The organism is Xanthomonas sp. 3307 (genome assembly GCF_014199735.1).
In the GTDB taxonomy this organism is placed as follows: Bacteria; Pseudomonadota; Gammaproteobacteria; order Xanthomonadales; family Xanthomonadaceae; genus Xanthomonas_A; species Xanthomonas_A rydalmerensis.
Genome location: NZ_JACHOG010000008.1, coordinates 113,388 through 137,406, shown reverse-complemented (window position 1 = coordinate 137,406; position 24,019 = coordinate 113,388). Strand labels below are relative to the sequence as shown.

The window sequence follows — 24,019 nt, the reverse complement described above, 5'->3', positions numbered from 1 at the left end:
GCTTTGGCTTCTTCCATCGCCCCTCGGGACCATGGCCCCCTTTGGGGGGAAAGTGCTCTCCGCAGGGCGGATGAGAGGTATCCGCATCCGGGCGCCGGCGGGTCCATTGATGCTTTCATCCCGTCTGTAAAGGACGCTTGACAGGCGTTCGCGCGGCGCGCATTCTCCTGTCAAGCGTGCTTGACAGGGGGAAGGTCAACATGACAAGGGGCGCAGCCGGAACGGGCGCCGGATCGGTTGGACTGAGATTGGGGGGCATGGGATGGGCAACTGCAGGCGCAACGCGATCGTGGTGCTGTGCGCGAGTCTGGCGCTGTTGGCGGCGGGGGCCTGGTTGCCGTTCGGCGGCAGCGCGTATCTGCGCGGGGTGTGCATGGGCGTCGGCATCGGCGGCCTGTTCATGGCGGTGTTGCTGTGGTGGTCGCGGGGCAGCCTGTACGACAGCGCGCCGCGGGCGCTGGCGCGGCGCTACTACCGCGAGTTCTTTCCGCCGATGGGGGCCTATGTGGTGGTGATGCTGTTCTGGAAGCGTCTGCTCGACAGCGTCGACGTGCTCTGGCTGCGCGTGGTGGTCGCGCTGCTGCCGGCATTGATGCTGGCGCTGGTGATCCGCGCGGTGGCGCGCTTCGTGCGCGATTCCGACGAACTGCAGCGGCGCATCGAGCTGGAGTCCATCGCCATCGCCGCCGGACTGACCTGTGGCGTCTACATGGCGGCCGGGTTCCTGCAGGCGGCGCAGGTCATCGCACTGTCGGCCTCGTCGGCAATGTTGTGGGTGTTCCCCGCACTGTGCATGACCTATGGGGTGGTCAAGGTCGCGAACGCGCGCCGCTACCAATGAACAGCCGCATCCGCGAACTGCGCGAGGCGCATGGCTGGTCGCAGGGCGAACTGGGCGAGCGGCTGGGCGTGTCGCGACAGACCATCAATGCGCTGGAGACCGGTAAATACGATCCGAGCCTGCCGCTGGCGTTCCGTATCGCGCGGTTGTTCGCGCACAGCATCGAGCAGGTGTTCCTGTTCGATGAGGCCGAGTAACCGGGTACTCCGTTCCATGCCCCACCGGGCACCGACGACGCCATGTTCCGGCATGGCATTCTGCAAGCCATGACCTCAAGGATGCGAACCATGCGACACCCTTCCCGGCCGTTCGCCATTGCGGCGGCCACCCTGTTGCTCGCCGCCTGCCAGGCGGCCCAGGCGCCGGCGCCGCAGACGTCCGAACGCAGCTACGGCGCGCTGCGCTTCCACCCGTGCACGCTGACCAATCCGGTGGCCTCCAACAACGTGCCGGCGCAGTGCACGCGCATGGCGGTGGCCGAGAATCCGGCGGCGCCGAACGGCCGCAAGATCGAGCTCAACATCGCCTGGCTGCCGATCACTGGGGAAGGCGGCAGCGACCCGGACCCGGTGTTCTTCCTGGCCGGCGGTCCCGGCCAGGCCGCCACCCAGGTCGCCAGCATCGTCGACATGGCGCTGCGCGAGACACGCAAGCGCCGCGACGTGTTCCTGATCGACCAGCGCGGCACCGGCCAGTCCAACCCGCTGAGCTGCCTGGGCCCGGACGGGAAGGAACTACCGCTGGCCGATCCGGTGCGCGCGCCCACCGCCGCCGAACTGGTCGACTACGCGCGGCGCTGCGCGCAGTCGCTGCAGGGCCGCGCCGACCCGCGCTACTACACCACCACTCAGGCGATCGGCGATCTGGACGCGGTGCGTGCCGCGCTGGGCGTGGACAAGATCAACCTGATCGGCGGCTCCTACGGCACCCGCGTCGCCCAGCAGTACGCGCGTCGCTATGCGCCGCACGTGCGCAGCGTGGTCATCGATGGCGTGGCGCCGAACGACCTGGTGGTCGGCGGCGAGTTCGCCAACACCTTCGAGGATGCGATCGCCCTGCAGGCCGAGCAATGCAAGGCCGACGTGGCCTGCGCCAAGCGCTTCCCCACCGATACCCGCGCGCAGCTGCGGGCCGTGGTGGAGCGCCTGCGGAAGGCGCCGGTGGAGGTGGACTACCGCGATCCGGCCAGCGGCCAGAGCCGCCACGATCGCGTCACCGCCGACACCGTCACCAGCCTGGCGTTCTCGTTCTCCTACGCGCCGCAGACCGCGTCGCTGTTGCCGCTGGTGCTGGACGAGGCCGCCAACGGCCGCTACGGGCCGTTGATGTCGCTGGCAAAGATGATGGGCGGGCAGCTGGACGGGCAGATGAATCGCGGCATGCAATGGTCGGTGATCTGCGCCGAGGACGCCGACCGCTATCGCGCGCCGCAGACGCACGACACGCTGCTCGGCCCGGAGGTGGCGCAGATGTTCTTCGCCGCCTGCCCAGCCTGGCCGACCGGCACCCGCCCGGCCGACTTCACCGCGCCGTTCACCTCCAACCTGCCGGTGCTGCTGACCTCCGGCCAGCTGGATCCGGTGACGCCGCCGCGCTACGCCGAGCGCGTGCTGAAGGGCCTGCCCAACGGCCGCCACCTGGTGGTGCGCGGTCAGGGCCACGGCACCATGACCCTGGGCTGCATGCCCAAGCTGCTCGGCCAGTTCTTCGAGACCGCCGACGCCAAGCGCCTCGATGCCACCTGCCTGGACGCGATGAGCGGCGTGCCGGCCTTCACTTCATTCAACGGATGGGAACCATGAGCTGCGCATCGTTCGACAGGGAGGGACGCGCATGATCGTCGCCGACAATCTGCACAAGGCATTCAAGACCCGCGCCGGCACCGTGCAGGCGGTGCAAGGGGTCAGCTTCCAGGCCGCCGACGGCCAGATCACCGGCCTGCTCGGTCCCAACGGCGCCGGCAAGACCACCACCTTGCGCATGCTGTACACGTTGATGGCGCCGGACCAGGGCCAGGTGCGCGTGGACGGCGTCGACGTGGGTCAGGATCCGATGGCGGTCCGGCGCGCGCTGGGCGTGCTGCCGGATGCGCGCGGCGTGTACAAACGACTGACCGCGCGCGAGAACATCGCCTACTTCGGCGAGCTGCACGGGCTGTCGTCGGCACGCATCGCCGAGCGCACCCGGCTGCTGTCCAAGGCGCTGGACATGGACGACATCCTCGACCGCCAGACCGAAGGCTTCAGCCAGGGCCAGCGCACCAAGACCGCGATCGCCCGCGCGCTGGTCCACGACCCGCGCAACGTGATCCTGGACGAGCCCACCAACGGCCTGGACGTGATGACCACGCGCGCGCTGCGCGGCTTCCTGCGCGAGCTGCGCGAGGAAGGACGCTGCGTGATCTTCTCCAGCCACATCATGCAGGAGGTGGCGGCGTTGTGCGATCGCATCGTCATCATCGCCAAGGGCACGGTGGTGGCCGCCGGCACCGCCGACGAACTGCGCGCCCTTACCGGCGAACCCAATCTGGAAGACGCCTTCGTCAAGGCGATCGGCAGCGACGAGGGATTGCACGCATGAGCCTGCTCCGTACTGTATTCACCGTGATGCGCAAGGAATTGCGCGACCTCTCGCGCGATCGCCGCACCCTGGCGCTGGCCTTGCTGCTGGGCCCGCTGCTGTACCCGGCATTGATCCTGGGCATGGGCGCGCTGGCCGAGAGCCGCGTGCGCACCCAGATCGACAAGCCGCTGGACATTCCGGTGATCGGCCGCGAACGCGCGCCGAACCTGGTCGCCTTCCTCGCCGCGCAGGGCCTGAACGCGGTCGCGCCGCCGAAGGACCTGACCGGGGCGATCCGCAGCCAGGACGTGGATCTTGCGCTGAAGATCGACGAGGACTACGCCAGCGCCTGGCACGAAGGGCGCCCGGCGCTGGTGGAGATCATCAAGGACAGTACCCGCCGCGACGCCGACATCCCGACCCAGCGGGTGCAGGCCGCGTTGAGCATGTACGGCCAGCAGGTCGGTGCCTTGCGCCTGCTGGCGCGCGGCATCGATTCGCAGGTGTCGCGACCGCTCGACGTGGCGTTGCAGGACCTGGCCACGCCGGAGGCCAAGCGCGGCGCATTGCTGGCGATGCTGCTGCCGGTGTTGCTGACCATCACCTCGTTCATCGGCGGCGCCTACCTGATCCTCGACGCCACCGCAGGCGAACGCGAGCGGCAATCGCTGGAGCCGCTGTTGGCCACGCCGGCCTCGCGCAGCGCCATCGTCAGCGGCAAGATCGCCGCGGCGTGCGTGGTCGGCCTGGTGTCGCTGCTGCTGACCCTGCTCGCGTTCAAGCTCAGCGCGCAGGTGGCCAGCGGCATCGGCCGCCAGCTCAACGTCAGTTTCGTGGCGATGCTGCAGATGCTGTTCGTGCTGCTGCCGATGCTGTTCATCGGCACCTCGCTCCTGACCTATCTGGCGGCCGCGGCCAAGAGCATGAAGGAGGCGCAGAGCCACATGACCTGGCTGATGCTGCTGCCGATGCTGCCCGGCTATGCGTTGATGGTGTATCCGCTGAAGACCACGCTGTGGCAGTTCGCGGTGCCGTTCCTGGCGCAGAACCAGATGCTAATGAAGATCATCCGCCGCGAAACGATCGATCCGCAGATCTGGGCGGTGTACCTGCTCACCGGCTTCGGCCTGGCCGCGGTGCTGTGGCTGGCGGCGGTGCGCCGCTACCGGCAGGAGCAGTTGGCGATCTCCAGCTGAGCAGGAGCAAGCGCGCGGGCTGGTCCGCGCGCTGCATGCCCGTCGTCGCGACGCCGCGCCGGGAATGCGATCGTGATGCACACTGCCTGCACGCGCGGCGGATGCGTCCGCCTTTTCGACGTCCCTCCGCAGCGAGCCTTGCATGTCTCCCGATCCACGCGTTGACACCGGAGTGACCGCGACCGCGGGCACGCGCCTGCTGGTACTGGGCCAGGCGCGCATCCTGCAGCCGGGGAGGGTGCGCTGGTTGAGGGCGGTGGCCTGGGCAATCGCGTTGCTCGCGCTGATGGTGGTCGTGGCAACGGCGGTGCCGCTGCTGTGCGCCAGGCTGCTTCCGCCGGGTGCAGAGCGCATCGCGCCATATGCCACGGCATTGACGGCCGCCATCCTCTACGCAGTGGCGGTCCGCCTGGGCGAGCGGCGCTGGCCGGCAGAACTCGCCTGGCGCGCGGCGCCGTCGCAGTTGGCCATTGGCCTGTTGCTGGGCGCGGCGATGTTCGCGGCGGTGATGGCGCTCATGGCGGCCTTCGGCGTGTACGCGATCCGCTGGAGCGGGCCAGCGCCGGCGTGGGGCGCGCTCGGCAAGGCGCTGCAGGCCGGCGTGGTGGAAGAGCTGATGCTGCGCGCGATCCTGCTGCGGCTGCTGTGGCGCGCGTTCGGGCCATGGCTGGCGTTCGCACTGTCGGCGGCGCTGTTCGGCCTGGCCCATCTCGGCAATCCGAACGCGAGCGTGTTCGCCGCGCTCTGCATCGCGGTGGAGGCGGGCATCATGCTGGGCGCCTTCTACGTGCTCACCGGCCGGCTCTGGGTCTCCATCGGCGTGCATGCGGCCTGGAACTTCACCCAGGGCTATCTGTTCGGCGCGGCGGTGTCGGGGACCGACATGGGGCCGGCGATCGCGCGCAGCACGGCGCAGGCCGGGGTGCCGGACTGGCTGAGTGGGGGCGCGTTCGGACCGGAGGCCTCGCTGCCGGGCCTGCTGGTATGCACGGTGGTGGGCGCGATCGCGACCTGGGTGGCCTGGCGCAAGGGGCGCTTCGGCACGTCGGCCCGCAATGCGGGCATGACACCGACGTCCTGATCGTTCCGATCGACGTGTTGCGGTCGGCGCCAGGTTGCGCCGAGGCGTTCGCTGCGCGCCCGGCCACTGCCGGGCACGCGTGGTGTTGCGAGGCTCAGCCGCCGGGATTGAACGCCAGCGTGCGGCGGGTGGTCACCGGCGCGCCGACCGGTTCGAAGCGCCAGCGCTTGGTGGCGTTCAGCGCCTCGCGGTCGAACACCCGCGGCGGCGTGGAACGCAGCACGCGGGCATTGGTGACCGCGCCGTCGGTACCCACGGTGATCTCCACCAGCACTTCGCCGGCCGTGCCCGAGCGCAGCGCTTCGGGCGGGTAGCGCGGGGCCGGGGTGCTGATCGGGCGCAGGGTCTGTGCCGTGGCCGCCGGCGCGGCCGCGGGTGCGGCAGCCGGTGCCGGCGTCGGTTGCGCGGTGGCGGCGGGCGTGGCGGGACGCGCAGCGGCCTGGCGTTCGGCTTCCTGGCGTGCGCTCTCGCGGCGCGCGGCTTCCTGCTGTGCGGCGATCTGCTGCGCCGCCTGCGCCTCGCTGGCCTGCTGCTGCGCCTGCTTCTGTTGCTCGGCCGCCAGCTTGGCCTTCTGCTCGGCGTCTTTCTTGGCCTTGTCGGTCTCGTCCTGGCCGCGCTGGGCCACGGCCTCCATGCCCTTACTCACGCCCTGCTTGAGCCGCGGCAAGGCCGGCGCCTGCGGGTCCATCTTCTCGATCAGGCCGATCAGGCGCTGCGCTTCCGGGAAATCCTCGCGGTTGATGCTCTGCTCGGCGGCGATCAGCGTGTACGGCATCAGGTCGGTCAGCGCGCTCTTGACCCCGGCGTCGTCCGGCTGCTTGTCGCGCAGCGCCAGGTAGTACTCGACCGCGTTGTTGCCGGCCGGCGCGTACATGCGGTTCTCGCGCAGCGCCTGGCTGGCCGAGTCGTGCAACTGTTCGGTGCCCATCGACTGCACCTTGGCCGAGACCGCTGGCGTTGCCGGTGCATTGGCCGCGGTAGTGGCCGGTGCGGCGCTGGGTGGCGCGGCCTCCTCCTGCTTGGAGCAGGCCGCCAGCGCGGCCAGCAACAGGACGGGCGCGACACGGCGCGCCTTGGCGAGTGTGGTGAGTTGCGACATGCGTCCCCCTGAATCCCCGGTGTTGGCAATCAACGATGCGACGGCGGTGCGTTCGCGGTGCTGCGGCCCCCATGCCGCCAGCGCACCCCATCGGTCAATCTAGCATCCGCTGCCGCCGCGTGCGTGGCAGCCGCTGCCATGCGGCAAAAAGCGTGACGCTGCGCGCGTCGGTCAGTGTGCCGGACGCGCCGGCGCGGACGCGGACATGATCCGGTCGGTCCAGGCGATGCCGATCGCCGACAGGATGAAGATGCCATGGATGATGGTCTGCCACAGCACGCCGGTGGCGGTCAGCGTCGCGCAGCTCTTCAGGTCCACCGTGCCCACGGCGCTGGCCAGTTGCTCCGGCGAGCACATCGGCATGCCGCCGAGCGCGCCGACCGCGATGAAGGTCTTGAGCAGGTGGATCGAGGAGATGCCGATGATCGACAGCGCCAGCTTGACCTTGAGCACGCTGGCGTTGACGTGGCTCAGCCACTCCGGCTGGTCCGGATGGCCTTCCAGGCCCAGCCGCGACACGAAGGTCTCGTAGCCGCCGACGATCACCATCACCAGCAGGTTGGAGATCATCACCACGTCGATCAGGCCGAGCACGATCAGCATGATCTGCTGTTCGCCCAGGCGCGGCGCCTCGTGGATCAGGTGCCACAGCTCCTTGCCGAACAGGAACACGTAGACGCCCTGGGCCACGATCAGTCCCAGGTACAGCGGCAACTGCAGCCAGCGCGAGGCGAAGATCAGGTTGGACAGGGGATGCAGGCGGGGCCGCTCGGGAGTCATGGCGTAGTCTGGAATGCTGCGTTGCGGGAGCGGCCAGGGTACCCGGCCGGCGGTGACACTGCCAAGCCGGGGGGCGCCGCTACACTCGAAGGTCCCTGTCCCGGAGCGCCGCCATGATCGATTTCTACTACTGGCCCACCCCCAATGGCCACAAGGTCACCCTGTTTCTCGAGGAGGCCGGGCTGGACTACACGCTCAAGCCGGTCAACATCGGCGCAGGCGAGCAGTTCGCGCCCGCATTCCTGGCGATCTCGCCGAACAACAAGATGCCGGCCATCGTCGACCATGCTCCGGCCGACGGTGGCGCGCCGCAGAGCGTGTTCGAGTCCGGCGCCATCCTGCTGTACCTGGCCGAGAAGACCGGCCGCTTCCTGCCGGCCGATCCGCGCGGGCGCGTGGTCGCGTTGGAGTGGCTGTTCTGGCAGATGGCCGGCCTCGGCCCGATGACCGGGCAGATGGGCCACTTCAACGTCTATGCGCCGGAGAAGATCGGCTATGCGATCGAGCGCTACGGCAATGAGGTGCGGCGCCTGCACGGTGTGCTGGACAAGCGTCTGGCGCACAGCGCCTACCTGGCCGGCGACGCCTACGGCATTGCCGACATGGCCAGCTACCCGTGGATCGAGGTGTACCCCGGCCTGACCCCCGACTACGCCGCCTTCCCGCACCTCAAGCGCTGGCACGACGCCATCGCCGCACGCCCGGCCACCCAGCGCGCCTACGCATTGAAGGAGCAGGTGAACCCGAACGCCGGCAAGCCGCTCAGCGACGCCGAGCGCAAGCACCTGTTCGGGCAGCGCTGAGCCGGCGCGCTTCTCAAATCCCGGGCGCACGCGCATCATCCGTGCGCTCGGTGCTCCATCAGGAACCTTCATGCGCTCTCTGTTCGCCGCTCTCGCCCTCATGCTCGCCACGCCCATCGTTCCCGCCCACGCCGAGAAACTGACCCTGGAGGCCATCACCGGCAGCAAGCCGCTGTCCGGGCCGACCCTGATGAAGCCCAAGGTGGCGCCGGACGGCTCGCGGGTGACCTTCCTGCGCGGCAAGGACAGCGACCGCAACCAATTGGATCTGTGGGAATACGACATCGCCAGCGGGCAGACCCGCATGCTGGTGGATTCCAAGCTGGTGCTGCCCGGTACCGAGACCCTGAGCGACGAGGAGAAGGCGCGCCGCGAGCGCCAGCGCATCGCCGCCTACACCGGCATCGTCGAATACCAGTGGGCGCCGGACGCGCAGGCGTTGCTGTTCCCGCTCGGCGGCGAGTTGTACCTGTACGACCTGCGCAAGACCGGCAGCGCCGCGGTGCGCAAGCTGACCCACGGCGAAGGCTTCGTCACCGATCCGAAGATCTCGCCCAAGGGCGGCTACGTCAGCTTCGTGCGCGGGCGCAACCTGTGGGTGATCGACCTGGCCAGCGGCCAGCAGCACCAGCTCACCCGCGACGGCAGCGAGACCATCGGCAACGGTGTGGCCGAGTTCGTCGCCGACGAGGAAATGGACCGCCACACCGGCTACTGGTGGGCGCCGGACGATTCGGCGATCGCCTTCGCGCGCATCGACGAAACCGAGGTGCCGGTGCAGAAGCGCCCGGAGGTCTATGCCGACCATACCGAGGTGGTGGAGCAGCGCTATCCGCAGGCCGGCCAGCCCAACGTGAAGGTCCAGCTCGGCACGATCGCACCGCGCGCCGGCGCGCAGCCGCAGTGGATCGACCTGGGCAAGAACCCGGACATCTACCTGGCGCGGGTGGACTGGCGCGATCCGCAACGGCTGACCTTCCAGCGCCAGTCGCGCGATCAGAAGCGCCTGGAGCTGATCGAGGCGACCCTGGCCACCGGCAAGCAGCGCGTGCTGATCACCGAGACCAGCCCGACCTGGGTGCCGCTCACCTACGACCTGCACTTCCTCAAGGACGGGCGTTTCGTCTGGGGCTCGGAGCGCAGCGGTTACGAACATCTGTACCTGGCCTCGGAAGACGGCCGCACGCTGCACCCGCTGACCCAGGGCGAGTGGGTGGTGGACGAGTTGCTGGCAGTGGACGAGGCCGCCGGCAAGGTCTATTTCTCCGCGACCAAGGAGTCGCCGACCCAGACCCAGCTCTACGCGGTGCCGCTGACCGGCGGCGCCATCGAAAAGCTGTCCAAGCCCAACGGCACGCATGCCGCCAGCTTCGCCAAGAACGCCAGCGTCTATGTCGACAGCTGGTCCAACACCACCACGCCGCCGCAGATCGAGCTGTTCCGCGCCAATGGCGAAAAGATCGCCACCCTGCTGGTCAACGACCTGGCCGATCCGCAGCATCCCTATGCGGCCTACCGTGAGGCGCAGCGTCCGGTCGAGTTCGGCACCATGACCGCCGCCGACGGCAAGACCCAGCTGCACTACCGCCTGATGAAGCCGGACGGGTTCGATCCGGGCAAGCGCTACCCGGTGGTGGTCTACGTGTACGGCGGCCCGGCCGCGCAGACCGTGGTCGACGGCTGGCCCGGTCGCGGCGATGCGCTGTTCGACCAGTACCTGGCCCAGCACGGCTATGTGGTGTTCTCGCTGGACAACCGCGGTACGCCGCGCCGCGGCCGCGATTTCGGCGGCGCGCTGTACCAGCACCAGGGCACCGTGGAAGTGGACGACCAGTTGCGCGGCGTGGCCTGGTTAAAGGCGCAGCCGTGGGTGGATGCGGCGCGCATCGGCGTGTACGGCTGGTCCAACGGCGGCTACATGACCCTGATGCTGCTGGCCAAGCACAGCGAGGCCTATGCCTGCGGCGCCGCCGGCGCGCCGGTCACCGACTGGGGCCTGTACGACAGCCACTACACCGAGCGCTACATGAACCTGCCCAAGGCCAATCCCGACGGCTACCGCGACAGCCGCGTGGCCGCGCACCTGGACGGGCTGACCTCGCAACTGCTGTTGCTGCACGGCATGGCCGACGACAACGTGCTGTTCACCAATTCCACCTCGCTGATGAGCGAATTGCAGAAGCGCGGCAAGCTGTTCGAGCTGATGACCTATCCGGGCGCCAAGCACGGCCTGTCCGGCAGCAACGCACTGCATCGCTATCGCACCACCGAAGCGTTCCTGGCGCGCTGCCTCAAGCCCTGAGCGCGCCGCTGCGCTTCCATTTCTCCGCTTTCGCACGACAAGGAGTGACGTCATGTCGAGTCCGCCGCCGCTGCCCGGCACGCCCGGCCCCACCTCCACCACGGCGCTGCCACCGGTCAAGCGCGGCTGGTGGGCGCGCCACTGGAAGTGGGCGGTGCCGCTGATCGTGCTGGTGCTCGGCGCCCTGCTGCTCGCGTCGATCGCGGTGTTCGTGCTCGGCATCGCACGCGTCACCAAGTCGTCCGAGCCGTACCGGGTCGGCGTGATGGCCGCACAACACGATCCGCGCGTGGCGGCCGCGCTGGGCGCGCCGATCAAGGACGGCATCATGCCCAGCGGCAGCTTCAACAGCAGCGGCGGTGGAAGCGGCAATGCCGAGCTGAGCGTGTCGCTGCACGGCAGCCGCGCCAACGGCACCCTCTACATCGAAGCCGAGCGTCATGCGGGCGAGTGGCACTACACCACCTTGCAGGTACTGCCGGATGCGGGCGAGGCGATCCCGCTGCTCGATGCACTCGGGCAGGGCGATGAGGCCGACGACGAGGAAGCGGATGGCATGGCGGTCGAGGCGCCGCCGGTGCCCGCAACGAACGCAGACCACGCCACGTCGGCCGAGGACGCCGCAACCAAGTAAGCGGCGGCGAACGTTCTCTGCCGTCTTTGTCGTTGCGAGGTGCATGGCGCCATGGGCGTGGGACCGTTGTATCGCCCGTGTCCGCAGTGATGCACTCCGAATTGCCATCACTGCACGCGCGCTGCGCCGGCTGCAATGCAGGACCGCCCATATGCTGCACCGCCGCGTGGTGGCGGCCATGACCTCCGGCAGATGGCCGATCGGCCTGCGCCGCGTACCGTCCTGACATCATCTGTCGGAGCTGCGCCATGAAGCCACGTGTCCTTGCCATCGCCCTGACCCTGGCGCTGGCGGCGCCTTTGCCGTTCCAGGCGCTGGCGGCTCCGGCCGCACCGCCCGTTGCAGCGGCGAAGCGTGCGCCGGCCTGGGTGGAGCGCAGCAATGCGTTTGCGCAGATCCTGCTGCAGGCGCAGGCGCCGTTCCAGGCCGAGGAAGTGAGCTTCTTCGGCGTGCCCGGATTCGACGACCAGGTCTCCGATTTCGGTCCCGACAACGCGCGGCGTTTCCGCGAGGCCACCGCTGCCGCGCGCCACACGCTGCAGGAAAAGCTGCAGGTGGAGCGCGATCCGAACGTGCGCCAGGATCTGACAATCCTGATCCACGCCGCCGATCAGTCCATCGAAGGCAGCACGCTCAACGAGCGCTTGCTGCTGCCCTGGACGGATGCGCCGCAGCACGTGTTCGGCGGCATCAACAATCTTTTGTCCGAGCAGGTGCCGGCGGCGCGGCGCGCCAAGGCGCTGCTGCGGCTGCAGCGCTACGTCGGCCTGGCGCCGGGCAGTACCTCCAGCCTGCTGCTGGCGCGGCAACGCTACGAAGAAAAGCGTGCTGATGGCAGCCTGCTGCAGCCGACCAAGCGCGAGGTCGAACAGGCCTTGAGCAACGTCGAGACCTACGCCAAGGGCATCCGCGCGCTGTTTGCCGAGTACAAGATCGCCGGCGCAGACGCGGCGCTGGCGGCGATGGACCGGCAGTTCCAGGACTACGCGACCTGGACGCGCACGGTGGTGCTGCCGCAGGCACGCGAGGATGCGCGCCTGCCGCCTGAGCTGTATGCGTTCCAGCTCAAGCAGGTGGGCATCGACATCGCACCGCAGGTGCTGATGCAGCGCGCGCAGCTGGAGTTCATGGAAACCCGCGCGACGATGCAGCAGCTGGCGCCGCTGGTGGCCGCGGCCAAGGGCCTGCGCGGCGACGATGCCCGCGACTACCGCACAGTGCTGCGCGCGCTCAAGCGCGACACCATCCCCGACGACAAGCTCGAGGCGCACTACCGCAGCGTCATCGACCGCATCGATCCGATCATCCGCCAGCAGCGCATCGTCGATGTGCCGCGGCGGCCGATGCAGATGCGCCTGGGCTCGCCGGCCGAGAGCGCCGCGCAACCGGCGCCGCATTTCCGCCCGGCACCGCTGGTCGGCAACACCGGCGAGCAGGGCACCTTCGTGCTGCCGCTGGGCAATCCGGACAGCGCCGGCAAGGGCGAGCACTACGACGACTTCAACTTCGGTGCGGCGGCGTGGACGCTGAGCGCGCACGAGGGCCGGCCCGGCCACGAACTGCAGTTCACCGCCATGGTCGAGCGCGGCGTGTCGCTGGCGCGCAGCCTGTTCGCGTTCAACTCGGTCAACGTGGAAGGCTGGGCGCTGTACGCCGAGGCCGAGATGGTGCCGTACGAACCGCTGGACGGGCAGTTGGTCGCTCTGCAGTTCCGCTTGCTGCGCGCGGCGCGGGCCATGCTCGACCCGATGCTCAACCTCGGCCTGATCGACCGCGAGCGTGCGCGCCTGGTGCTGGAGAACGAGGTCGGCCTGTCGCCGGCGATGGCGCGGCAGGAACTGGACCGCTACATGGTGCGCGCGCCTGGCCAGGCCGGCAGCTACTTCTACGGCTACAGCCGCATCCTGGAACTGCGCATGCGCACCGAACTGGCGCTGGGCGCCAAGTTCGACCGGCTGAAGTTCAACAACTTCCTGCTGGACCAGGGGCTGCTGCCGCCGGACCAGCTGGCCGCGGCGGTGGACGAGGAGTTCGTGCCGTCACAGCGCAAGTAAGCGCGCCAGTGACCACGCCGCTGGCATCGTGGACAGGCTGCCGCTCTCAGTGATTTCCCGGAACAGTTTCGGGTCGCTGCCGTCCCGTCCAATCGCTGGCCTTGCCTCCGCCTACCTGGCAGATGCGCTGGCGTTCAAACCATGCTTTGTACGCGGTCAGGGACCAACCCTTGCAGTACTTGGTACTGACGACCGTGGGGTAGGGGCAGTAGGGCGGAATCGGGGCCCATCCGCTGCCGGAACCTACGGGTTTCCAGTGTCGATCGGGCGATTTGCAGCCTTGCGTACAGAACACGAACGGATCGTTGGAACGGCAAGACAGGTCTTCATAGACCTGTTGTGCGCCCGCGACGCCCTGAAATCCCAGGAACGCAACCAGAATCCATATCCACTGTTTCATCGCACTTCCCTCTGTCGAAAGCGGTCCATCCCAGACGTTCGGACCAAACGTGTCATTGCGGGGCGGGCGATACCCCGAACCCGGCCCCGCGAACGGGTCGTGCCGATTCTGCCCGCAAATAGCTTAGCAAGGGTTTCATCGCGCGAGGGGATGCCGGGCGCCATGGCCCCAACCCGGTCCATCGGGGCTGGATGCGGAAGATGTGTTCTTGGAAGCCGGGGGGCGTCAGCGGCGGGCGCCGGCCGGACAGGGCAGCAGACCGCTGCCCGACCTGACCGGATTCAGGGAACGGGCGGTGGTACAGGCTGCGGGGCAGCCGGCGCCGGCGCCGGTGTTCCCGGCGGCACCCAGATCGCCATGCCGGCGGCGCGCTTCTGCGTGGTGGGGATGCCGATGCCCAGGCCGCCGCCGACGTGGCCGCCGTAGCTGCCCGCGCCGACCGACAGGCCGCCGCCGGAGCGTTGCGAACCCACGCCCATCAGTACCACGCCATTGGCGCCGAGCTTGGCCGCATCGCGCTTGAGCCGGGCCACCGCCGCGTCGGTCTGGCCCTGGGTGCCGAAGCCGGCCGCGCTGGAGGATTCGAGCTGGGCGATATCCACCGCGCCCGGCGGCGGCGCGGAGTAGATCTGCACCAGTGCCGGGTCGATCGGCGGGCGCGCCGCACCGACCATCACCTTGGAGGAACTGGCGCAGCCGGCCAGGGCCAGCAGCAGCGCCAGCGGCAACAACGGTCGGATGTTCATGGCCTTACCCCCGTGTTCGGATCTCACGCGATCATAGGCGGGCCGGGTGAATCGCGCCGAACCCGGCGCCGCCACCCTGGCAGGGCCGCCGTGATCCCCGTGCCAAGAGTCGGGGAGGCCGGGAGGGCAGCACGCCGCCGCGTTGCGCAGTGGCAGGATCGTCAGTGCTCGTAGGGCACGCTTTCCGGACGCCGGCTCGGGTCCGTCCACTCGCCTTGCTTGACGGCAGCAGGGCAGATGTCTTCGTACTGCTTAACGGCCACGATCGCGGTGGGCGTCCACGCGCCGCAGTGCGAGCCGTGCTTGCAGCAGCGGACCGGACTGGGCCGCAAGCAATACCCGGGGTCTGCCTGCCAGGAGCCGCTGATCGGGTCGACCGGGCTCCAGTTCTTGTCCACGCCCTTGCAGCCTTGGGTGCAGAACACGAAGGGGTCGTTATCGCGGCACACGAGCTTCTTGTAGACGGGGGCGGCGATGGCGGGGAAGGACAGCAGGCAGATCGCGAAAATCCATATCCAGCGCTTCATGGGCTGCTCCGAGATGAAGACGGTCCAGGGTTTCCGTCCCGCATTAAGACGATCCAGTGCGCGCCTCCCCTACCGGGTTGCCCAGGTGCTCGGTGTGCGCCGTGACCGTGGATCGGCCGCCATCCGTTGGTCGGATGACAGCGCAGTCCTGTTGCAGCACCTGACACAGGTACGCCGGTCGCCGTAGTTGGTCCTGTCGATGCGCGGCGTGTCTTGGCGTGTCTTCAACACTTCTGGGGCCGCTGTCGCCCCCGGCTCCCGGCGACGTCCAGATCGCCACGCCCGCTGCGCGCATCCGCGTGATGGGGCGCCAATGCTCAGGCCGACACCGACGTGGCCGCCAGCGCTGCCCGCGCCGACCGACAGGCTGCTGCCGCAGCGCTCCGCGTCTACACCCTTCAGGTCCACGCCATTGGTGCCGAGCTTGGCCGCTTCGCGCTTGCGCCGGGCCACCGGGCTTCGGTTCGGTACCGCGTGCCGAAATCGACCGCGTTGGCGACATCCAGTTGGCCATCGACCGCCTCCGGCGCCGGCCCCGAATAGACCTGCGCCAGCGCCGCACCGGCCGGCGGTCGCGCCGCGCCAGGCTGCGCAGTGCGCTATGGTGCAGGCTGACATTCGCATGGAGGCCGGCATGGGCCTGATCAGTCTGCTGTGGGGCATCGTGGCATTGCTGTGGATGATCCTCGCCTTCATCCCGCTGCTCGGCTGGGGCAACTGGTTCCTGATCCCGTTCGCCGCGGTCGGCGCGCTGATCGCCGCGATCGGGTTGCTGTTCACCGCGGCACCCAACCGTGGCCGCGCCAAGACCGGCCTGATGCTCAATGCGCTGGTGATCGTGGTCGGGGTGATCCGGCTGAGCCTGGGAGGCGGGGTGATCTGACGCGCGTGCCGGGCGACCGGCATGCTGTGTTGCAACATCCCGCGCGGCGTGCCGCGCCTGCGGGAGTAACATGCCCAGCCGACGGCGCCCGTGCGCGGGCCGCCTTGCGTTCACGCCGGTGCCGGCGGCGCGGCCCGGGTGCCTGGCGGCCTCGGACCGTGCGACTGGCGCGGCCTCCCAGAATCCGCCCACCCAGGAGCCTGCACGTGGCCCATCCCCACTATCGTCCCCGGCGAATGCGCCGCGATGCCTTTTCGCGCCGCCTGATGCGCGAGCACACCCTCACCGTCGACGACCTGATCTGGCCGGTGTTCGTGCACGACGTGCCCGGCCGCACGCCGATCGCTTCCATGCCCGGCGTGGAGCGGCTGTCGATCGAGGAACTGCTGAAGGAGGCCGAGGCGGCGCTGGAGCTGGGCATCCCGGTCATCGACCTGTTCCCGGTGATCGACCCGACCGGCAAGTCGCTGGACGCGGCCGAGGCCTGGAACCCGGACGGCCTGGCGCAACGCGCGGTGCGCGCGCTGAAGACGCGCTTCCCGGAACTGGGAGTGATGACCGACGTGGCGCTGGATCCGTACACCAGCCATGGCCAGGACGGCATCATCGACGACCGCGGCTACGTGCTCAACGACATCACCGTCGAGGCGCTGGTGCAGCAGTCGCTGTCGCATGCGCAGGCCGGCGTGGACATCGTCTCGCCGTCGGACATGATGGACGGGCGCATCGGCGCCATCCGCCGCGCGCTGGATGCCGACGAGCACCTGCACGTGCGCATCATGGCGTACTCGGCCAAGTACGCCTCGGCGTTCTACGGCCCCTTCCGCGAGGCGGTGGGTAGCGCGGGCAACCTCGGCAAGGCCGACAAGACCACCTACCAGATGGACCCCGCCAACGGCGACGAGGCCTTGCGCGAGATCGCCCTGGACCTGGAAGAGGGCGCGGACATGGTGATGGTCAAGCCCGGCATGCCCTACCTGGACGTGGTGCGGCGGGTGAAGGACGAATTCCGTGTGCCCACCTTCGCCTACCAGGTCAGCGGCGAGTACGCGATGCTCAAGGCGGCGATCGGCAACGGCTGGCTGGACGAACGCGCCTGCGTGCTGGAGTCGCTGATGGCGTTCAAGCGCGCCGGCGCCGACGGCGTGCTGACCTACTTCGCGCCGCAGGTGGCGCGCTGGCTGCGCGAGGCGCGCTGAGCCAGCGTCTCTCTTTCTGTTAGAGACACCGTCTGTTAGAGACACCTCAGTCGCGACGCTTTTCTCGGGAAGGCCCTGTCGCGACTGAAGTCGCTCCTACACAGGCAGGATCTTGCGATCCATCGGCCGCGGATCCTCGTAGGAGCGGCTTCAGCCGCGACCGGGCTTTCCCGTTGCAGCCGGGTCGTGGTTGAAGCCGCGCCCGCGCACGCGTCCGCACTACGCCGATGACGTCGCCGCACTACGCCGATGACGTCGCCGCCGGCAGACAGCCCAGCCCGCGCAGCGTTGCCTCCACCGCCACGTCCAGCGGCGTGTGCGGTTCTTCGCCAAGCAACTCCAGCAGCCGCGCATTGCGCATGCGTAGCGGGTGCCGCCACAGCGGGCGCATCTCGTGCAGTTCGCGCGCCAGCGGCCAGAACGGCAGGGCCAGGGTCAGCAGCGGCCACGGGAAGCGGCGCGTGCGTGGCGACGCCAGGCCGTGGCGTTGCGCGACCCGCGCGATCGCCGCCGCCATCTGCGTGCCGTCGGCGTCCCAATGCCCGTCCATGTGCAGGCGGGCGAAGGGCGGCAGACGCGTGCGCTGTTGCAGCAGCGCCAGCATGGTCCGCGCCACATCGGGCACGTAGGCCCATTGGTGGCCGACGCCTGGAGCGCCCGGCAGGGTCACCGTCGCGACCGGCCGTCCCGGCCGCACCAGCCCCTGCGCGAACCAGCTGTTGCCCACGCGCGGGCCGAAGAAGTCGCCGGCGCGCACCACGATCGCCCGTGCGCCGTGTGCGGTTGCGGCCTGCAGGCGCCGCTCCAGTTCCACGCGGATCGCGCCCTTGCGCGTCAGCGGAGCCTGCGGTGCGTCTTCGTCCGGCGCCGGATAGGCGTCCGGGCCGTAGTTGTAGACCGTGCCCGGCAGGACCACGGTGGCGCGCTCGGCGATGGCCGCGGCGAGGGTGTTGTCGATCATCGGCAGCACCAGCTCCGACCAGCGCCGGTAGCCGGGCGGATTGACCGCATGCACGATCACCGCGCAGCCCTGCGCCGCCTGCAGCACGTCGGCCCGTTGCAGCGCATCGCCGCGGCGCCAGTGGATGCCGTCGCGCTCCTCGCTGGAGTGGGCGAGGCCGCGCTGCAGGGCGCGCACCTGCCAGCCGGCGTCGCGCAACTGCCGCGCCAGTTCGCCGCCGATACCGCCGCTGGCGCCCAGCACCAGGGCCGTGGAAGAAGATGGGGACATGACAGCGCTCCGTTGAGGTCGGCGGTCAGTGTCGGTGCCGGTGCGGCTAAAGAAAATTGGCGAAGATCGCCAGTCGGCTATACATTTCTGTATGGACAACACGATCGGCTGGGAACTCTACCGGTCCTTCCTGGCAGTGCTGGAGGAGGGCTCGCTGTCGGCGGCGGCACGCGCGCTGGGGCTGACCCAGCCTACCGTCGGCCGCCACGTGGCGGCGCTGGAACAGGCGCTGGCGGTGCCGCTGTTCGTGCGCTCGCAGACCGGCCTGCTGCCCACCGATGCGGCCCTGGCCTTACGTGGCCATGCGCAGGCGATGGCCAGCCTGGCCGCGTCGCTGCAGCGCGCGGCGGGCCGCCATGGCGATGCGGTGCGCGGGACGGTACGCATCGCCGCCAGCGAGGTGATCGGTGCGGAAGTGTTGCCGCCGGTGCTGGCGGCCCTGCGCCGCGCACATCCGCAGCTGCGGCTGGAACTTGTGCTGAGCAACCGGATGCAGGACCTGCTGCACCGCGAGGCCGACGTGGCGGTGCGCATGAGCCGGCCGACCCAGGACGTACTGGTCGCGCGTCACGTCGGTGCGGTGGCGGTGGCGCTGTTCGCGCACCAGGACTACGTGGACCGGCACGGCCTGCCGCAGGCCATGGAGGAACTGCCGCAGCACGCGCTGATCGGCTTCGATGCGGAGACGCCTTTCCTGCGCGCGGCGCGCAGCGGCCTGCCGCTGTGGCGGCGCGAGGCGTTCGCGTTGCGCGCCGACAGCGACTTGGCGCAACTGGCATTGTTGCGTGCCGGCTGTGGCATCGGCTTCTGCCAGGTCGCGCTGGCGCGGCGCACGCCGGCACTGGTGCCGGTGCTGCCAAAGCAGGTGAATGTCGGTCTGGAAAGCTGGATCGTGATGCACCAGGACGTGCGCGGCAGCGCGGCCTGCAGCGCGGTGTTCGCGGCGCTGGTCGAGGCGATGACGGCGCACACCGCCTGAGGTGCGCGCGCTTGCAGTGGCGGCCGGTTTGCGCATTCGCGCATCCGGCCGCCCCGACCCGGGCAGGGTGTCAGGACGCTGTTACGAATCCCGAATCCCCACTCCCGAATCCCCGCCTTACGGCAGCGTCAGCGCGATCGGATTCGCCTTCATGCTGGCGCTGATCGCCGGGAACGGATCCACGCCGGCCATGGTGATGACGTCGTTGATCGACACCACGTCGCAGTTGATGGTGCTGTCGTTGACGCACATGTAGGCGGCCGCGCCATTGCCCGGCTCGTACACCGCCTTCCACACGTAGTTCGGCACCTGCACGTTGTCGGCGCCGATGCTGCTGCGCGTGCCGCTGTCGAAGGCCGGGCCGGTGACCACGTAGACCTCGCCGCGCTGCTTGGCGAGCTGGCGCACCTGCTCCTCGATCCGCGCCCACTCGCCGGTGTTGAGCTTGTGGTCCTGCGGGACCACGTTGGCCATCGAGAAGGTTTCCTTCTCCGAGTTGGTGGTCGAGGCGTCGCCGGCCGGGGTCATGTGGCCGCGGTCGAAGCCGGAGTTGGTGTAGTCCGAGGTGTGCGAGCGGTCGGCGGCCGGGATGCCGGTCTCGTCATGGAAGGAGCCGACGCGGCCGATCGATTCGGCGCCGGCGACCTGCTGATCGGTGATGTGTTCGGCCGAGTACAGCGGACCCTTGGTCACGCCCGAGGCCATCAACACGTATTCGGTATGGCAGACCTCGGTGGTGCGGCTGGTGATCGACGCGTCGAGCGTCGGTGCCTTGCCGCCGGCGTAGAGCGTGGGGCAGCTGGTGGCGGCGCTTGCCGCCTGGGCGGCGAACAGGGCAAGCAGGGCAAGACAACCGCGCAGGGAGACGGACATTGCAGGAACCTCGGCTGGTCAGGGGAGTGAAGAAACTGGCGAGGTTCGGTGTCCGTCAGATGACCATTGGATGTGTCGCAAATGGCAACTGCGCCGCTGGTCACGCTTGGCGGTAGACGCCGCGCCAAGGCGGTCAATCGCATGCGATAAGCGTTCTCATTTACAATGCGCGACCGCCCCGTCCTGCGCCTCCGCCGTGATCAAGTCGTTGTTGTTCCAGTTGCACTGGCTCCTTGGCATCAGCGCCGGGCTGGTGCTGTCGGTGATGGGGCTGAGCGGGGCCACGCTGGCCTTCGAGGACGAGATCGTGCGCCTGGCCAATCCGCCGCTGGCGGCCATCGCCGCGCGCCATGCCGCCGGCGAGCAGCCCCTGCCGCTGGCCGAGCTGGCGCGGCGCCTGGACCTGGACGGGGCGCACCGCAGCAACCGGCTGCTGATCGACCCGACCGGCACGCGGCCGTCCGCGGTGCGCCTGCCCGGTCGCGACGGCGGCCGCCTGTATTTCGATCCCTACACCGGCGCGGTGCTGCCGGCGCCGCGCCTGGATGGCTTCTTCTCCTTCGTCGAAGACCTGCACCGGCGCCTGGCCGCGGGCGAGCGCGGCAAGGCGGTCACCGGCGCCTGCGCGTTCGTGCTGATCTTCTTCTGCCTGTCCGGGCTGTACCTGCGCTGGCCGCGGCGCTGGTGGAGCTGGCGCGCCTGGTGGGCGGTGGAGTGGAACCGGCAGGGACGCAGCTTCCTGTGGAGCCTGCACTCGGTGATCGGCACCTGGTGCCTGCTGGTGTACCTGCTGATCGCCGCGACCGGGCTGTACTGGTCCTACGACTGGTACCGGCAGGGGCTGGTGGCGATGCTCGGCGGCGATGCCGCGCCCAAGGAGAAAGAGGGCGGCCGCGGCGGCAAGCCACCGGCAGTGGACTACGCGCGGCTGCAGGCGGCCCTGGCGAGCGTGCCCGCCGCGCAGCGCGCCTACCTGGATCTGCGCCTGCCCGGCCGCAGCGGCCAGCCGATCGTGGCCCGTTACCTGTCGCCCGATCCGGCGCACGACCGCGCCTACGACAGCGTGGAGGTCGATCCGGCCAGCGGCCGCATCCTGCGCCGCCTGGACTACCGCGCGCAGCCGCTGGGGCGGCGCCTGCTGACCAGCATGTTCGCGCTGCACAGCGGCAGCTTCTTCGGCCTGCCCGGGCGCGTGGCGATGCTGCTGGCGAGCCTGTGCATGTCGCTGTTCTTCGTCACCGGCTGGATGCTGTACCTGGACCGCCGGCGCAAGAAGCGGGCATTGCGCGAGGCGCGGCGCGCGCTGCCGGGGCTGGTGGGCGAGGCCGCCGCCTCCTGGCTGGTGGGGTTTGCCAGCCAAAGCGGCCTGGCCGAGCGCCTGGCCTGGCAGACCGCCGCGCAACTGCAGGCGGCCGGCCTGACGGTGGACGTGCGCTCGCTGGCGCAGCTGGACCTGGCGCAGCTGCGCGGCACCCAGCGCGCGCTGTTCGTGATCAGCACCTTCGGCGACGGCGAACCGCCGGACGCGGCGCGCGGCTTCGTCCGGCGCGTGCTGCGCCAGGCGCAGGCCTTGCCGGAGCTGCGCTACGCGTTGCTCGGCCTGGGCGATCGCCAGTATCCGCAGTTCTGCGGCTTCTCGCGGGAGGTGCAGCACTGGCTGGACGCACAGGGCGCGCAGGCGCTGTTCCCGCCGCTGGAAGTGGACAACGCCGATCCGCAGGCGCTGGCGCAGTGGCAATGGCAACTGTCGGCGCTCACCGGCGTGGCGGCGTCGGCACCGGTGCTGCAGGCGCCGGAGCCGCTGGACTGGCGCCTGGTCGGCCGCGTCCTGCTCAATCCCGGCAGCGCTGGCGCCCCCGTATGGCGCATCGACCTGGCGCCGCCGCCGCAGGCGCACTGGCATGCCGGCGACGTCCTGGAAGTGCAGCCCTGCCACGCCGCCGACACGGTCCACGCCTGGCTCGCCGCGCAGGCGCTGGACGCCGAACAGACGGTGCAGGCCGATGGCGTGCGGCAGCCATTGCGGGAGGCGTTGGCGTCACGCGCGCTGACGCCGCCGACGCCGGGCGACGATCCGCAGGCCTGGGTGGATGCGCTGCCGAGCCTGCCGCTGCGCGAATACTCGATCGCCTCGGTGCCGGAAGATGGCCTGTTGCAACTCGTCGTACGCCTGACCCTGCGCGCCGACGGCAGCCCTGGCGTGGGTGCCGGCTGGCTGTGCCAGCACGCGCCGGTGGGTGCAGTGCTGCGCGCGCAGGTGCGGGCCAACCCCGGGTTCCGCCGGCATGGCGATGCGCCCATGCTGCTGATCGGCAACGGCACCGGTATCGCCGGCCTGCGCAGCCTGCTGCGCGAGGCCGAGCAGGCCGGCGTGCACGGGCACTGGCTGCTGTTCGGTGAACGCAACGCCGCACACGATGCGCTGTTCTGCGACGAGTTGCAGTCCTGGCGCGACGCCGGCCATCTGCAGCGCCTGGACCTGCTGTTCTCGCGCGACCAGGCGCACAAGCGCTACGTGCAGGATGGGCTGCGCGAGGCCGCCGACGCGGTCCGCGACTGGGTCGCGCGCGGCGCCACCGTGTACGTCTGCGGCAGCCTGGAAGGCATGGCGCGCGGCGTGGATGCGGCATTGCGCGAGATCCTCGGCGAGGACGCGCTGGATGCGCTCAGCGCCGACGGGCGCTACCGGCGCGACGTGTATTGAGGTGATGCGTCCTGCCGTGGGTCGGGACTGACGTCCCTCCCACAACGGCCCTCTGCTACAGCTCTTGTCTGCCGGCATGGCAGCAGCGTGGGCATCCCGAGACGTTCGGTGGCGGTGCAGGACGGCGCCGGCCCGCTGCACTTCGACACGCCTCGCCATGCAGCCACCCTTCAGCGCGTGGCGTCGCCGTTCAATCGGCGGGTATGCAATCGCTGCTTCCGGTGGCCGCCGGTGCCTTGATCCGGTAAAGGTCGCGCTTGCCGGCCTTCGGCGCGCGGGCGCTGCCGGACAGCAGCAGTTCGCTGGGCTTGGACGCATCCAGCACGGCGCCGGCGGTCTGGCCGTCGCTACCGTTGAACGACAGCGCCAGCGGCTGCGGGTCCGCGTAGCGGCCGCCGGCGCATTGCGCCAGCAGCACCTGGCTTCGCTCGCTGCGGTGGGCACGGGCGAACAGCAGCGCGCGGCCGTCGCCCAGCCAGGCGGCATCGGTGTCGTCGTCGGCGCTGTTGACCCCGGCCAGCGCCGTTGGCTGCGCGAACGTCTGGCCCTCCAAGTGCGCGACGAACAGGTCCAGGCCGCCGGCGCCGCCGCGGCCGTCGCTGGCGAACAGCAGCCGCGTGCCGTCCAGCGAGAGTGCCGGCGCGCGCTCGTTGCCCGGCGAATTCACCGCCGCGCCCAGGTTCTGCGGTGGGCCGTAGCCGCCGTCGGCCAGCACCGGCGCACGGTACAGGTCGGTGCCGCCGTGGCCGCCGGGACGATCGGAGGCGAAGTACAGCCAGCGGCCGTCGGCGCTGAAGAACGGGTCGCTGTCCAGGTTCGGCGAGTTCACCGGTGCGGGCAGCGGCTGCGGGTCGCGCCAGCGGCCGTCGCGCAGCACCGCCTGCCACAGGTCGCCGCCACCGGGCCCGCCGGCGCGGTCGGGACTGGCCCAGACGATGCGCTGGCCGTCGGGCGCGACGCTGCCGCGGGTCTCGTCGGCGGCGGTCGACACCACGCCCATGCCCTCGATGCCGAATTCGGAAAGCGCGAACGCACACGGCGCGCAGAGTAAACTCGCGGCCAGCGCGAGCGGCAGGACAGGGGTCCGCATGTGGGAGTCCATGGAATGTCGCCGCCAGTCTAAAA

21 protein-coding genes are annotated in these 24,019 nt (G+C 69.9%); 14 read left to right on the top strand and 7 right to left on the bottom strand.

Annotated features, from left to right (window positions below; genetic code table 11):
• Positions 1-262 precede the first annotated feature (262 nt).
• The 6 genes from GGR64_RS17520 (at position 263) to GGR64_RS17495 (ending at position 5,680) form a co-directional block, all read left to right on the top strand.
• The gene (locus GGR64_RS17520; RefSeq protein ID WP_160964500.1) at positions 263-841 is read left to right on the top strand and encodes a hypothetical protein; all 579 of its coding nucleotides are present in this window, start codon (positions 263-265) and stop codon (positions 839-841) included.
• Positions 838-1,038, top strand: a complete 201-nt coding sequence (locus GGR64_RS17515) for a helix-turn-helix transcriptional regulator (RefSeq protein ID WP_010340539.1) — start codon at positions 838-840, stop codon at positions 1,036-1,038. Before GGR64_RS17520 ends, GGR64_RS17515 begins: the two co-directional genes overlap by 4 nt.
• A 90-nt stretch (positions 1,039-1,128) precedes the next feature.
• Positions 1,129-2,643: an alpha/beta fold hydrolase gene (locus tag GGR64_RS17510; protein WP_184647407.1), complete on the top strand. Its 1,515-nt coding sequence runs from the start codon at positions 1,129-1,131 to the stop codon at positions 2,641-2,643.
• Between the two features lie 31 nt (positions 2,644-2,674).
• On the top strand, positions 2,675-3,421 hold the full coding sequence (locus tag GGR64_RS17505; protein WP_160964494.1) for an ATP-binding cassette domain-containing protein: 747 nt from the start codon (positions 2,675-2,677) through the stop codon (positions 3,419-3,421).
• On the top strand, positions 3,409-4,599 hold the full coding sequence (locus GGR64_RS17500; protein ID WP_184647489.1) for an ABC transporter permease: 1,191 nt from the start codon (positions 3,409-3,411) through the stop codon (positions 4,597-4,599). Before GGR64_RS17505 ends, GGR64_RS17500 begins: the two co-directional genes overlap by 13 nt.
• 172 nt (positions 4,600-4,771) lie before the next feature.
• Complete coding sequence (locus GGR64_RS17495; RefSeq protein ID WP_326520371.1) at positions 4,772-5,680, top strand: type II CAAX endopeptidase family protein; 909 nt, start codon at positions 4,772-4,774, stop codon at positions 5,678-5,680.
• Positions 5,681-5,774: 94 nt separating this feature from the next.
• Here GGR64_RS17495 and GGR64_RS17490 read toward each other — a convergent pair whose 3' ends face one another.
• The gene (locus GGR64_RS17490; protein ID WP_160964488.1) at positions 5,775-6,779 is read right to left on the bottom strand and encodes an energy transducer TonB; all 1,005 of its coding nucleotides are present in this window, start codon (positions 6,777-6,779) and stop codon (positions 5,775-5,777) included.
• Positions 6,780-6,950: 171 nt separating this feature from the next.
• Positions 6,951-7,559 carry a TIGR00645 family protein gene (locus GGR64_RS17485; RefSeq protein ID WP_160963228.1) on the bottom strand — a complete coding sequence of 203 codons (609 nt, stop codon included), beginning with the start codon at positions 7,557-7,559 and terminating at the stop codon, positions 6,951-6,953.
• A gap of 113 nt (positions 7,560-7,672) precedes the next feature.
• Between GGR64_RS17485 and GGR64_RS17480 the strand changes: the two genes are divergently transcribed.
• The 4 genes from GGR64_RS17480 (at position 7,673) to GGR64_RS17465 (ending at position 13,352) form a co-directional block, all read left to right on the top strand.
• Positions 7,673-8,362, top strand: a complete 690-nt coding sequence (locus GGR64_RS17480) for a glutathione binding-like protein (RefSeq protein ID WP_184647403.1) — start codon at positions 7,673-7,675, stop codon at positions 8,360-8,362.
• Positions 8,363-8,432: 70 nt separating this feature from the next.
• Positions 8,433-10,664: a S9 family peptidase gene (locus GGR64_RS17475; RefSeq protein ID WP_184647401.1), complete on the top strand. Its 2,232-nt coding sequence runs from the start codon at positions 8,433-8,435 to the stop codon at positions 10,662-10,664.
• A gap of 52 nt (positions 10,665-10,716) precedes the next feature.
• Entirely contained in the window at positions 10,717-11,298 is a 582-nt protein-coding gene (locus tag GGR64_RS17470) for a cytochrome c oxidase assembly factor Coa1 family protein (protein WP_184647399.1), read from the top strand.
• 248 nt (positions 11,299-11,546) lie between these two features.
• A complete protein-coding gene (locus GGR64_RS17465; protein WP_184647398.1) occupies positions 11,547-13,352 on the top strand; it encodes a DUF885 domain-containing protein in 1,806 nt (601 codons plus the stop codon).
• Between the two features lie 681 nt (positions 13,353-14,033).
• Here GGR64_RS17465 and GGR64_RS17455 read toward each other — a convergent pair.
• Positions 14,034-14,498, bottom strand: coding sequence for a hypothetical protein (locus tag GGR64_RS17455; protein ID WP_184647394.1), 465 nt, complete (start codon positions 14,496-14,498; stop codon positions 14,034-14,036).
• 161 nt (positions 14,499-14,659) lie between these two features.
• The gene (locus GGR64_RS17450) at positions 14,660-15,025 is read right to left on the bottom strand and encodes a hypothetical protein (protein ID WP_184449949.1); all 366 of its coding nucleotides are present in this window, start codon (positions 15,023-15,025) and stop codon (positions 14,660-14,662) included.
• Between the two features lie 634 nt (positions 15,026-15,659).
• Here GGR64_RS17450 and GGR64_RS17445 point away from each other — a divergent pair.
• Positions 15,660-15,908, top strand: coding sequence for a hypothetical protein (locus tag GGR64_RS17445; protein ID WP_010340624.1), 249 nt, complete (start codon positions 15,660-15,662; stop codon positions 15,906-15,908).
• A gap of 206 nt (positions 15,909-16,114) precedes the next feature.
• Positions 16,115-17,107, top strand: coding sequence for a porphobilinogen synthase (hemB, locus tag GGR64_RS17440; RefSeq protein ID WP_160964472.1), 993 nt, complete (start codon positions 16,115-16,117; stop codon positions 17,105-17,107).
• 241 nt (positions 17,108-17,348) lie between these two features.
• Here hemB and GGR64_RS17435 read toward each other — a convergent pair whose 3' ends face one another.
• The gene (locus GGR64_RS17435) at positions 17,349-18,338 is read right to left on the bottom strand and encodes an NAD-dependent epimerase/dehydratase family protein (protein ID WP_184647392.1); all 990 of its coding nucleotides are present in this window, start codon (positions 18,336-18,338) and stop codon (positions 17,349-17,351) included.
• 91 nt (positions 18,339-18,429) lie between these two features.
• On the opposite strand from GGR64_RS17435, the gene GGR64_RS17430 reads away from it, so the two are divergent.
• Positions 18,430-19,317, top strand: a complete 888-nt coding sequence (locus GGR64_RS17430) for a LysR family transcriptional regulator (protein ID WP_184647390.1) — start codon at positions 18,430-18,432, stop codon at positions 19,315-19,317.
• Between the two features lie 117 nt (positions 19,318-19,434).
• Here GGR64_RS17430 and GGR64_RS17425 read toward each other — a convergent pair whose 3' ends face one another.
• Entirely contained in the window at positions 19,435-20,190 is a 756-nt protein-coding gene (locus tag GGR64_RS17425) for a DNA/RNA non-specific endonuclease (RefSeq protein WP_184449955.1), read from the bottom strand.
• Between the two features lie 196 nt (positions 20,191-20,386).
• On the opposite strand from GGR64_RS17425, the gene GGR64_RS17420 reads away from it, so the two are divergent.
• Positions 20,387-22,894, top strand: a complete 2,508-nt coding sequence (locus GGR64_RS17420) for a sulfite reductase flavoprotein subunit alpha (RefSeq protein WP_184647388.1) — start codon at positions 20,387-20,389, stop codon at positions 22,892-22,894.
• 190 nt (positions 22,895-23,084) lie between these two features.
• Here the strand turns inward: GGR64_RS17420 and GGR64_RS17415 are convergent, their stop codons facing one another.
• Positions 23,085-23,984 (bottom strand): PD40 domain-containing protein, encoded by a 900-nt coding sequence (locus GGR64_RS17415; RefSeq protein ID WP_184647386.1) that lies wholly within the window; start codon positions 23,982-23,984, stop codon positions 23,085-23,087.
• Positions 23,985-24,019 lie beyond the last annotated feature (35 nt).